Here is an 11,655-nt window from a genome sequence, read left to right as displayed (position 1 = left end):
CCGTTTCGGAACCCCGATTCCGATCAAACGCAGCATGCTCTAGCGAGGCCGGGCGCGATTCCCCCCCCATATTGCCTTCCGGGTTCCAGGAGGAGCCAACGGTAGGCGGGGTGGGTGGCGTCCACGAACAGCAGCAGGCTGGTCGGGTCGGCCTCGGCGGCGGCCATCAGCGGCCGCAGCCGTGCCGTCCAGGAAGGCGCGCCGTACCTCGCGCTGACCACATGATCGCCGTCAACCTGCAGAAGACAACTTGACGATGCCCCGGTTGGCCCAGCCGACCATCCGCCGCCATCGCGTACCGGACATCCAGGCCGTCGCGCCACGCGGCCACCTCGCCCCGGTGCCGCCCTACAACTCCTCTCCGCCTCCGGTTTCCACCACCTCGACCCCTTCCGCCCGGCACAGCTCGGCCAGGGCCGGGTCCGGCAGTCGGTCGGTGACGAGGGTGTCCACCTCGCGGATATGGGCGATGCGCACCGGCGCGGCGCGGCCGAACTTGCCGCTGTCGGCCACCAGCACCACGCGGCGGGCATTCTCGATGATGGCCCGGCTGACACGCACCTCGCGCAGGTCGAAATCGAGCAGCGAGCCGTCGTGCTCGATCGCCGAGGTGCCGATCACGGCGGTGTCCACGCGGAAGTGGTGGATCATCTCCACCGCCGTCGCGCCGATGATGCCGCCATCGCTGCGCCGGACGACGCCGCCGGCCAGGATCACCTCGATGGCCTGATGCCGGTACAGCTCGGCCGCGACGTGCAGGTTGTTGGTGATGACGAGCAGCCCGTGGTGGCGCGCGAGTGCCCGCGCGACTTCCTCCGTCGTCGTGCCGATGTTGATGAACAGCGAGCTGTCGTTCGGGATCAGCGCGGCGGCGGCGGCGCCGATGCGCGCCTTCGCCTCGCGCGCCAGGAGCCGGCGCGCATCGTAGGCGAGGTTCTCGATGCCCGAGGCGATGACCGCGCCGCCATGCATGCGGTTCAGCACGCCCCGGTCGCACAGCTCGTTCAGGTCGCGGCGGATGGTCTGCGGGCTGACAGCGAAGCGCTGCGACAGCTCGTCCACCGTGACCCGCCCCGACTCGCGGGCCAGCGTCACGATCTCGGCGAGACGCCGTGGCAGATCCTGCATGGCCTCCCTCCTCCTCGGAACGGCAGCGGGCCGGGCAGCGAGGCCCCGAGCCCCGGGGGACGCGCGGCGGGGAAAACCGCTCCGACGCGCCGGTTGCCCGGAGCCGATTGCCCGGAGTGGTCACAGGATGCAACGGGGCGAGGCAGCCTGCCAATCGAAAGCGAAAAATCTTCGCTTCAAGCGATTGCGCGTTCGTTTTGCGCGATCTATCCTTCGAATCGAAATCGGCCGCCAGACATGGCCGCCAAGAGGGGAGCGATGGGGTCAAGGGAGGACAGGTCGGGCGGTGGCCAACCGGGGCGCGCGGCACCGGCGCGAGCGTCCGGGCCCGGCGACCAGCCGTACGACATCGCGGTGATCGGCGGCGGGGTGAACGGCACCGGCATCGCGCGGGACGCGCAGGGGCGCGGCTGGTCCGTGTACCTGTGCGAGCAGGGCGATCTCGGCGGCGCCACCTCCTCGGCCTCGACCAAGCTGATCCATGGCGGGCTGCGATACCTGGAGCACCGGGAATTCCGCCTGGTGCGGGAGGCGCTGCAGGAGCGCGAGCGGCTCTGGGCCATCGCGCCGCACATCGTCTGGCCGCTTCGCTTCGTGCTGCCCTACGACCGGGGGCTGCGCCCCGCCTGGCTGCTGCGGCTGGGCCTGTTCCTCTACGACCATCTGGGCGGCCGCCGCCGGCTGCCGCCGACCCGCGTGCTCGACCTGCGCCGGGACCCGGCCGGCGCGCCGCTGCAGCAGCGCCTCACCCGCGGCTTCGAATACTCGGATTGCTGGGTGGAGGATTCGCGCCTCGTCGTGCTGAACGCGCGCGACGCGGCAGAGCGCGGCGCCGTGATCGAGACGCGCCGACGCGCCGTCGCCGCCAGGCGGGATGGCGACCTCTGGAAGCTGACGGTGGCGGGCGAGGACGGGACCCGCACGATCCGCGCCCGGGCGCTGGTGAACGCCGCCGGCCCCTGGGTGGCGCGGGTGCTGGAAGGCGTGGTCGGCACCGACCAGCCGGCCCGAGTCCGGCTGGTGCAGGGCAGCCACATCGTGGTGCCCCGGCTCTACGAACACGACCGCTGCTACATCTTCCAGAACGCCGACCGCCGCATCATCTTCGCGATCCCCTACGAGCGCGACTTCACCCTCGTCGGCACCACCGACCGGGATTGCCAGGGCGATCCGGCCGAGGCGAAGGCGAGCCCCGCCGAGATCGACTACATCTGCCGCGCCGCGAGCGAGTACTTCGCGCGGCCGCTGACGCCCGACATGGTGGTCTGGACCTATTCCGGCGTGCGCCCGCTCTACGACGACGGCGCCAGCGTCGCGCAGGAGGCGACGCGCGACTACGTGCTGAAGCTCGACGCGCCCCAGGGGGTGATGGCTGGCGGCGCGCCGCTGCTCTCCGTGTTCGGCGGCAAGATCACGACCTATCGCCGGCTGGCCGAGGACGCGCTGCGCCGGCTGGCCCCCCGCCTGCCGGCGCCCGATGGCCTGTCGGCGGGCTGGACGGCGCGGGAACCGCTGCCGGGCGGCGACTTCCCGATCGACGGCTACGAAGCGCAGGTGCTGTCGCTGCGCCACGCCTATCCCTTCCTGGCCGAGCCGCTGGCCCGGCGCCTGGTGCGCGCCTACGGCACGCGCGCCTTCCGGCTGCTGGGCGGGGCGCGCAGCCAGGCGGACCTCGGCCGCGACTTCGGCGCCGGGCTGACCGAGGCGGAACTGCGCTACCTCGTGCGCGAGGAATGGGTGCGCACGGCCGCCGACGCGGTCTGGCGGCGTTCCAAGCTGGGACTCAGGCTGTCGCCCGAGGCCGTCGCCGCCATCGACGCGGCCCTGCCGGGGCTGATCCGGCAGGACGCCGGGGAGGAGCGGGTGGCATGACGCTGCGCCTGGAAGGAATCAGCCGCTCGGTCGCCGGCGTCGCGCATCTCCGCGATGTCTCGCTCTCGCTGCCGCGCGGCATGCCCAACGTGCTGCTCGGACCGACGCTTTCCGGCAAGACCTCGCTGATGCGGCTGATGGCCGGGCTCGACCGGCCGGATTCCGGACGCATCCTGCTCGACGGCAAGGACGTGACGGGCGTGCCGGCGCGGCGCCGCTCGGTCGCCATGGTCTACCAGCAATTCGTCAACTACCCGACCCTGACGCTGTACGAGAACATCGCCTCGCCGCTGCGCGTCGCCGGGGTGAAGGGGGCGGAGATCGACCGGCGGGTGCGCGAGGCGGCGGCGCTGCTGCGGCTGGAGCCGCTGCTGGAGAGGCTGCCGCCGCAGGTCTCGGGCGGCCAGCAGCAGCGCACCGCCATCGCCCGTGCCCTGGTGCGCCGCGCCGACCTCGTGCTGCTGGACGAGCCGTTGGCCAATCTCGACTACAAGCTGCGCGAGGAGCTGCGCGAGGAATTGCCGCGCCTCTTCGCGGACAGCGGCGCCATCCTGGTCTACGCCACCACCGAGCCGACGGAGGCCCTGCTGCTGGGCGGGCAGGTCGTGGCGCTCTGGGAAGGCGCCGTGGCGCAGGTCGGCCCGAGCGCCGAGGTCTACCGCGCGCCGCGCACGCTGGCTGCCGCGCGGGTCTTCTCCGACCCGCCGATGAACGAGCTGGCGATCGCGTGCCGGGACGGCGCGCTGCTGCTGCCGGATGGCCGCCGCCTGTCCGTCGGCGGCCGGCTGGCATCCCTGCCGGCGGGCGACCATCGGCTCGGCTTCCGCGCCGAGACGCTGCGGTTCGCCGCGCCGGCGGCCGGAACGCTGTGCTTCGCCGGCACGGTGGCGGTGACCGAGATCACCGGCTCGGAGAGCTTCGTGCATGTGGACGTGGATGTCGGCGCCGCGGCGCCGGCGCGCTGGGTGTCGCTGCTGCCGGGCGTGCAGGAACTGGAGCCGGGGCAGCCCGTGAGCCTCGCCGTCGATCCGGCCGCGATCTTCGTGTTCGACGCGGCCGGCGCCATCGCCGGCGCGCCCTGCCGGGCGGCCGCCTGACATGGCGCGCATCACCCTCGACGGCATCGCGCACGCCTACCGGCCCAACCCGAGGTCGGATGCCGACTACGCGCTGAAGCCGCTGCACCTGACCTGGGAGCGGGGGCTGGCCTACGCGCTGCTCGGCCCGTCCGGCTGCGGCAAGACGACGCTGCTCAACATCCTGTCCGGCCTGCTGCGCCCCTCGCACGGCCGGCTGCTCTTCGACGGCGTGGACGTCACGGACTGGCCGACCGAACGGCGCAACATCGCCCAGGTGTTCCAGTTCCCGGTGATCTACGACACGATGACGGTGCGCGAGAACCTCGCCTTCCCGCTGCGCAACCGCGGCGTGGCGCCGGCGGCGGCGGCGCGGCGGGTGACGGAGATCGCCGAGCTGCTCGGCCTCTCGCCGATGCTGGACCGGCGGGCGCGCGGGCTGACGCCGGACGCCAAGCAGAAGATCTCGCTCGGGCGCGGGCTGGTGCGCTCGGACGTGGCGGCGCTGCTGCTGGACGAGCCGCTGACGGTGATCGACCCGAACCTGAAATGGGAGCTGCGCTCGCGGCTCAAGGCGGCGCACCGGGCGCTGGACCGGCTGATGGTCTACGTCACCCACGACCAGACCGAGGCGCTGACCTTCGCGGACCGGGTGGTGGTGATGCAGGACGGGCGGATGCTGCAGATCGGCACGCCCGCCGAGCTGTTCGAGCGGCCGGAGCACGTCTTCGTCGGCCACTTCATCGGCTCGCCGGGAATGAACTTCCTGCCGGCGGCGGTGACGGGCGACCGCGCCGTCGTGGCCGGCTTCGAGATCCCGCTCGGCGCCGCCTACGGCCCGCTGCCGGCCGGGGTGCCGGTGCAGCTCGGCATCCGGCCGGATTTCACGGCGCTCGGGGCCGGGCCCGGCGGTCTTCCGGTGACGCTGGAGCGGGTGGACGATCTCGGCCGGCTGCGCCTCGCGCGCGTGCGGCTCGGGCCGCATCCCCTGGTCGCCAGGCTGCCGGACGGCGTCGACCCGGCGACGGCGGCGCTGTACCTCGATTCCAGGCGGCTGCACGTCTACGCCGACGGGAAGCGCGTGCCGCCGCCCGGCGAGCTTCGCCAGGAGGCGGCGGCATGAACGACCGGCCCTTCGACAACCGCGCCTGGCTGCTGGTGCTGCCGGTGCTCGCCATCGTGCTGTTCTCGGCGCTGCTGCCGCTGATGACGGTGGTGAACTACTCGGTGCAGGACAGCTTCGGCAACAACCAGTTCTTCTGGAACGGCATCGGCTGGTACCGCGAGCTGCTGGATCCATCGACCGATCTCGGCAGCCGCTTCTTCGGGGCGCTGTGGCGCTCGCTGCTGTTCTCGGCGATCATCCTGGCGATCGAGGTGCCGCTCGGCATCGCCGTGGCGCTCTGCATGCCGCGCGACGGGTGGCGCCTCGCCGCGACGCTGGTGCTGATGGCGCTGCCGCTGCTGGTGCCGTGGAACGTGGTCGGCACCATCTGGCAGGTCTTCGCCCGCGGCGACATCGGCCTGTTCGGCCATGTCGTGAACGCGCTCGGGATCGACTACAACTACACCGCCGGCATCCTCTCGGCCTGGTTCACCATCGTCATCATGGATGTGTGGCACTGGACCTCGCTGGTGGCGCTGCTCTGCTACGCCGGGCTGCGCGCCATCCCGGACGCCTTCTACCAGGCCGCCCGGATCGACGGTGCCTCCCGCCTCGCCGTGTTCCGCTGGATCGAGCTGCCCAAGCTGCGCCGCGTGCTGGTGATCGCCGTGCTGCTGCGCTTCATGGACAGCTTCATGATCTACACCGAGCCCTTCGTGGTGACCGGCGGCGGCCCCGGCAACGCCACCACCATGCTCTCCATCGACCTCGTCAAGCTGGCGCTCGGGCAGTTCGATCTCGGCAAGGCGGCGGCGATGTCGATCGTGTTCAACCTCATCATCCTGGCCGTCTGCTGGGTGTTCTACACCGTGATGACCGCGCTCGACGCCGAGAAGCAGGCCGAAGGGCCGGCCAAGGGGGCGGAGTAACCGGCATGGCGCGACGCATCACCCTCGGCCTGTACCTGCTCTTCCTGGCCCTGCCGCTCTACTGGCTCATCAACATGAGCTTCAAGACCAACGAGGAGATCACCGGCGCGCTGACGCTCTGGCCGCGCAACCCGACCACGGCCAATTTCGTCCGCATCTTCACCGACCCCTCCTGGTACATGGGCTACGTGAACAGCCTCGAATACGTGGTGCTGAACACGGTCATCTCGATCTCGCTCGCCCTGCCGGCGGCCTACGCCTTCAGCCGCTACCGCTTCCTCGGCGACAAGCACCTGTTCTTCTGGCTGCTCTCGAACCGCATGGCGCCGCCGGCGGTGTTCGCGCTGCCCTTCTTCAACCTCTACTCCGCGGTCGGGCTGTTCGACACGCCCTGGGCCGTGGCGCTGGCGCATTGCCTGTTCAACGTGCCGCTGGCGGTCTGGATCCTGGAGGGATTCATGTCCGGCGTGCCGCGCGAGATCGACGAGACGGCGCAGCTCGACGGCTATTCCTTCCCGCGCTTCTTCTTCCGCATCTTCCTGCCGCTGATCGGCAACGGCGTCGGCGTCGCCGCCTTCTTCTGCTTCATGTTCTCCTGGGTCGAGCTGCTGCTGGCCCGGACCCTGACCACGGTGGACGCCAAGCCGATCGCCGCCATCATGACGCGCACCGTCTCGGCCGCCGGCATGGACTGGGGCCTGCTGGCGGCGGCGGGGGTGCTGACCCTGATCCCGGGCGCGCTGGTGATCTGGTTCGTGCGCAACCAGATCGCCAAGGGCTTCGCCCTCGGCCGCGTGTGAGCGAGGCACCGTCATGAACCTCGACTGGATGGCCTGGACCTGGGAGACGGCCGCCTTCTTCGCCGCCATCCTCGCCCTGCTGCTGCTGATGACGGCGCTGGCGGTCTGGCGGCCGGAGACGCCGCGCACCGGCGTGCTCGGCATCCCCACGACCCGCGGCGACCGGCTGTTCCTCACCCTGCTCGGCGCCGCCTTCATCCACCTCGCCTGGATCGGGCTGACGGGCCTCGATGCCTGGTACGGCTCCGCGCTCTCGGTGCTGTACGGCATCGCCGTGTTCCTGCTGGTCTGACCGGCCGGCGACCTCGACCACCCGCCCGGCCCATGCCGCGCGGCCGAACGATGGGAGAACGACCATGAAGCGACGCGACCTGATGCTCGGCACCGCGGCATCGCTTGGCACCTTCACCGTCCTGCGCGGCAAGACCTGGGCGCAGCAGGCCGGGGCGGCGCAGCGCTGGATCGACAACGAGTTCCAGCCCTCCACCCTCTCCAAGGCCGACCAGATGAAGGAGATGGAGTGGTTCATCCAGGCCGCGAAGCCCTTCGTCGGCCAGGAGATCAACGTCGTCTCCGAGACCATCACGACGCACGAGTACGAGGCCCGCACCCTCGCCCGCGCCTTCTCCGAGATCACCGGGATCAAGCTGCGCCACGACCTGCTCCAGGAGGGCGACGTGGTGGAGAAGATCCAGACCCAGATGCAGTCGGGGCGCAACCTCTACGACGCCTGGGTGAACGACAGCGACCTGATCGGCACGCATTTCCGCTACCACCAGGCGATCCCGCTTTCCGACTACATGACCGGCGAGGGCAGGGACGTCACCAACCCGAACCTCGACGTGGAGGACTTCATCGGCAAGTCCTTCGTCACCGCGCCCGACAACAAGATGTACCAGCTGCCGGACCAGCAATTCGCCAACGTCTACTGGTTCCGCTACGACTGGTTCGCGCGGCCGCAGATCCGCGAGGCGTTCAAGCGCCAGTTCAACTACGAGCTGGGCGTGCCGGTGAACTGGTCCGCCTACGAGGACATCGCCGAGTTCTTCACCAACACGGTGAAGGAGATCGACGGCGTCAAGGTCTACGGCCACATGGACTACGGCAAGAAGGACCCCTCGCTCGGCTGGCGCTTCACCGATGCCTGGCTCTCCATGGCCGGCAACGGCGACCGCGGCCTGCCCAACGGCAAGCCGGTGGACGAGTGGGGCATCCGCATGGAGGGCTGCCGCCCGGTCGGCTCCGCCATCGAGCGCGGCGGCGACACCAACGGCCCGGCCGCCGTCTACGCCATCACCAAGTACATCGAGTGGCTGAAGAAGTACGCGCCGCCGCAGGCCGCCGGCATGACCTTCTCCGAGTCCGGCCCCGTGCCGGCGCAGGGCAACATCGCGCAGCAGGTCTTCTGGTACACCGCCTTCACCGCCGACATGGTCAAGCCCGGCCTGCCGGTGGTGAACGCGGACGGCACGCCGAAGTGGCGCATGGCCCCCTCGCCGCACGGCGCCTACTGGCACGAGGGGCAGAAGCTCGGCTACCAGGATGCCGGCGCCTGGACGCTGCTGCGCTCCACCCCGGCCGAGCGGCGCAAGCCCGCCTGGCTCTACGCGCAGTTCTGCGTCGCCAAGACCACCAGCCTGAAGAAGAGCCATGTCGGCCTCACCTTCATCCGCGAGAGCGACATCTGGCACAATTCCTTCAGCGAGCGTGCCCCGCTGCTGGGCGGGCTGATCGAGTTCTACCGTTCGCCGGCGCGCACGCAGTGGACGCCGACCGGCGTGAATGTTCCCGACTATCCGCGCCTCGCGCAGCTCTGGTGGCAGAACATCGGCGACGCGGCGGCCGGCACGAAGACGCCGCAGCAGGCGATGGACGCGCTGGCGGCGGCGCAGGACGAGGTGATGCAGCGCCTGGAGCGCGCCGGCGTGCAGGGCGAATGCGGCCCGAAGCTGAACCCGCGCACCAGCGCCGAGCACTGGTACGAGCGGGCGCAGCGTGACGGCAACCTCGCGCCGCAGCGCCGCCTCGCCAACGAGAAACCGCCGGGCGAGACGGTGGATTACGACACGCTGATCAAGTCCTGGCCGGCGACCCCGCCGCAGCGGCGTGGCTGAGCCCCGGCATCCGGGCAACGGGGAGGGCGCCGTCCTCCCCGGGTCCCTCGCGTCGGGAACCTCGGTCTCCTGGATCGCCGCGGGCGTTCCACCCATCCGGGCCCTGAACGAAACAGGGCGCCAGGGGGGCGCCCCCTGACGGAATCCGGGGCGATGCCCCGGCACCGGGTTGGTCCTCATCTCGGAAGGAGCTGCCAGCATGGCCGGCCACGTCCTCGCGCTTGACCAGGGCACCACCTCCACCCGCGCCATGGTGTTCGCCGCCGATGCGCGCCCGGTCGCCGCGGCGCAGCGCGAATTCCCGCAGCACTATCCGCGCCCCGGCTGGGTGGAGCACTCGGCCGAGGACCTCTGGCTGACCACGCTCACCACGGCCCGTCTGGCACTGGAGGAGGCGGGGCTGGAGGCGCGCGACATCGCCGCCATCGGCATCGCCAACCAGCGCGAGACCACGTTGCTGTGGGACCGCGAGAGCGGCCACGCGGTGCACAACGCCATCGTCTGGCAGGACCGCCGCACCGCCGCGCACTGCGCCGAGCTGCGCGCGGACGGCACCGAGGCGCTGCTGACCGAGCGCACCGGCCTGCTGGCCGATTCCTACTTCTCCGCCACCAAGCTGGCCTGGCTGCTCGACAACGTCCCCGGCGCGCGCGCGGCGGCGCAGGCGGGGCGGCTGGCCTTCGGCACGGTGGACAGCTTCCTGCTCAGCCGCCTGACCGACGGCGCGCTGCACGCGACGGACGCCACCAATGCCTCGCGCACCATGCTCTACGACATCCGGCGCGGCGACTGGGACGACGACCTGCTGCGCCTGTTCCGCATCCCCCGCGCCGTGCTGCCCGAGGTGCGCGACAGCGCAGGCCCTTTCGGCGTCGCCGCCGCGCGCTATTTCGGCGGACCCGTCGCGGTGTGCGGCATGGCGGGCGACCAGCAGGCGGCGCTGACCGGGCAGGCCTGCTTCCAGCCGGGCATGGTGAAATCCACCTACGGTACCGGCTGCTTCATGCTGCTCAACACCGGCGCGCAGGCCGTCGCATCGCGCCACCGGCTGCTGACCACCGTCGCCTGCCAGATCGGCGGCCGCCGGACCTACGCGCTGGAGGGGGCGATCTTCGTCGCCGGTGCCGCCGTGCAGTGGCTGCGCGACGGGCTCGGGCTGGTGGCCGAGGCGGCCGAGACCGGCGCGCTCGCCGCCGCGGCCGATCCGGAGCAGCCCGTGGTGCTGGTGCCGGCCTTCGTCGGGCTCGGCGCGCCGCACTGGGACAGCGAGGCGCGCGGCGCGCTGTACGGGTTGACGCGCGGCACCACCCGCCGCGAGCTGGCGCGCGCCGCGCTCGAGAGCGTCGGCTACCAGACGCGCGACCTGCTGGAGGCGATGCGTGCCGATGCGGGGCTGGCCGAGGGCACGGTGATCCGCGTCGACGGCGGCATGACGGCGAGCGACTGGTCCATGCAGTTCCTGGCCGACATGCTCGGCGCCCCCGTGGACCGGCCCCGCGTCGCCGAGACCACGGCGCTGGGAGCGGCCTATCTCGCCGGCCTCGAAGCCGGCGTCTTTCCGGAGCCGGAGGCCTTCGCCGCCCTCTGGGCGCTGGATCGCCGCTTCGCGCCGGCCATGGCGGAGGAGCGCCGCGCCATGCTCTACGCGCGCTGGCAGACGGCCGTGCGGCGGACGTGCGGCAGGTAACGGGCAGGCGCGGCAACGGAACCTGCGGAGTTCGCGGTCGAGGGCATCCGCACGACCATTCCGCCGCACCGCCGGCCGCTCGGTGCGCAAGGGGCAGATCGTCGCCTTCCTGCAGGCCGGTCGTCGTGCCCGAGGACGGCGTCATCGGCTCCGCCCTTCGCGACGATGGGGCGCTGGTCGGCTTCGGCGACCCGCTCCTCACGCTGCGGCTGCGCCGGGAGCCTGCCCGATCATCGGGCCCGACCGGCAGCGTCGTCGGTCCGGCGCATGCGCAGCCGCGAGCGCCGCGAAGGATCCGCCGGCGAGCCCTTGACGCGATGTCCATCGGCACGATCATCCCGGCCATGCCGCGCCCGCGCCTCCGGCGGTTCCTGCCGCTGCCTTTCCTGCTGCTCGCCTGCGACGAGCCCGCGCCGCCCGCGCATCTCCAGATCGTCGGCGGCAACCCGGCGCGAGGCCGCGCCGCCATGCTGGAACATGGCTGTGGCGCCTGCCACGTGATTCCCGGCGTGCGCAACGCGGTCGCCTGGGTCGGTCCGCCTCTGACGGAGTGGTCCCGGCGCGGCTATGTCGGCGGGCGTCTGCCGAACACGCCGGCCAATCTCGTGCGCTGGCTGCGCGACACGCAGGGCATCTCGCCGGGCTCGGCCATGCCGGATCTCGGACTGAGCGAGGAGGAGGCACGCGACATGGCCGCCTATCTCTTCACGCTGGGCGCCGGGCGGGCGCCTGTGCAGCCGGCCGGCATGCCGACGGGACCGGACGAGGCCGGGCCGCGGCCGGAACCGCGACTGCGCCCGGGGCTGCGGGCCGATGCCGAGGCCGCCCACGCCCGACCCGCGGGCGCCCCCTCCGCCGGCACGGAGTAGGGCCTTTCCAATGCTGGGCGTGCTCGCCCAGCGGCTCGGGAAATGCGCCAAATCAAGAGGCTGGAACGGCTCTAA

At 71.7% G+C, this 11,655-nt stretch carries 11 protein-coding genes; 9 read left to right on the top strand and 2 right to left on the bottom strand.

What is annotated here, in order from left to right; genetic code table 11:
* Positions 1 to 23 precede the first annotated feature (23 nt).
* Together M0638_RS24395 and M0638_RS24390 are read right to left on the bottom strand one after the other, a co-directional pair.
* Complete coding sequence (locus M0638_RS24395; protein ID WP_248669568.1) at positions 24 to 221, bottom strand: hypothetical protein; 198 nt, start codon at positions 219 to 221, stop codon at positions 24 to 26.
* Between the two features lie 127 nt (positions 222 to 348).
* Entirely contained in the window at positions 349 to 1,128 is a 780-nt protein-coding gene (locus M0638_RS24390; protein ID WP_248669567.1) for a DeoR/GlpR family DNA-binding transcription regulator, read from the bottom strand.
* 258 nt (positions 1,129 to 1,386) lie between these two features.
* Here M0638_RS24390 and glpD point away from each other — a divergent pair, with 258 nt between their 5' ends.
* The 9 genes from glpD (at position 1,387) to M0638_RS24345 (ending at position 11,580) form a co-directional block, all read left to right on the top strand.
* Entirely contained in the window at positions 1,387 to 3,000 is a 1,614-nt protein-coding gene (gene glpD, locus M0638_RS24385) for a glycerol-3-phosphate dehydrogenase (RefSeq protein WP_408903671.1), read from the top strand.
* A complete protein-coding gene (locus M0638_RS24380) occupies positions 2,997 to 4,097 on the top strand; it encodes an ABC transporter ATP-binding protein (RefSeq protein ID WP_248669566.1) in 1,101 nt (366 codons plus the stop codon). The genes glpD and M0638_RS24380 overlap by 4 nt, the downstream gene beginning before the upstream one ends.
* A 1-nt stretch (position 4,098) precedes the next feature.
* A complete protein-coding gene (locus M0638_RS24375; RefSeq protein WP_248669565.1) occupies positions 4,099 to 5,199 on the top strand; it encodes an ABC transporter ATP-binding protein in 1,101 nt (366 codons plus the stop codon).
* The gene (locus M0638_RS24370; RefSeq protein ID WP_248669564.1) at positions 5,196 to 6,110 is read left to right on the top strand and encodes a carbohydrate ABC transporter permease; all 915 of its coding nucleotides are present in this window, start codon (positions 5,196 to 5,198) and stop codon (positions 6,108 to 6,110) included. Before M0638_RS24375 ends, M0638_RS24370 begins: the two co-directional genes overlap by 4 nt.
* Positions 6,111 to 6,115: 5 nt before the next feature.
* Positions 6,116 to 6,910, top strand: coding sequence for a carbohydrate ABC transporter permease (locus M0638_RS24365; protein ID WP_248669563.1), 795 nt, complete (start codon positions 6,116 to 6,118; stop codon positions 6,908 to 6,910).
* A gap of 13 nt (positions 6,911 to 6,923) precedes the next feature.
* The gene (locus M0638_RS24360) at positions 6,924 to 7,202 is read left to right on the top strand and encodes a DUF2160 domain-containing protein (RefSeq protein WP_248669562.1); all 279 of its coding nucleotides are present in this window, start codon (positions 6,924 to 6,926) and stop codon (positions 7,200 to 7,202) included.
* Positions 7,203 to 7,266: 64 nt separating this feature from the next.
* Entirely contained in the window at positions 7,267 to 9,024 is a 1,758-nt protein-coding gene (locus tag M0638_RS24355) for an ABC transporter substrate-binding protein (protein ID WP_248669561.1), read from the top strand.
* 199 nt (positions 9,025 to 9,223) lie between these two features.
* Positions 9,224 to 10,711, top strand: a complete 1,488-nt coding sequence (gene glpK, locus M0638_RS24350) for a glycerol kinase GlpK (protein ID WP_248669560.1) — start codon at positions 9,224 to 9,226, stop codon at positions 10,709 to 10,711.
* Between the two features lie 317 nt (positions 10,712 to 11,028).
* The gene (locus M0638_RS24345; RefSeq protein ID WP_248669559.1) at positions 11,029 to 11,580 is read left to right on the top strand and encodes a c-type cytochrome; all 552 of its coding nucleotides are present in this window, start codon (positions 11,029 to 11,031) and stop codon (positions 11,578 to 11,580) included.
* Positions 11,581 to 11,655: the final 75 nt, after the last annotated feature.

Origin of the sequence: Roseomonas acroporae, assembly GCF_023223525.1 — a bacterium.
GTDB lineage: Bacteria > Pseudomonadota > Alphaproteobacteria > Acetobacterales > Acetobacteraceae > Roseomonas_E > Roseomonas_E acroporae.
This window is presented reverse-complemented; position numbering and strand designations above follow the sequence as displayed.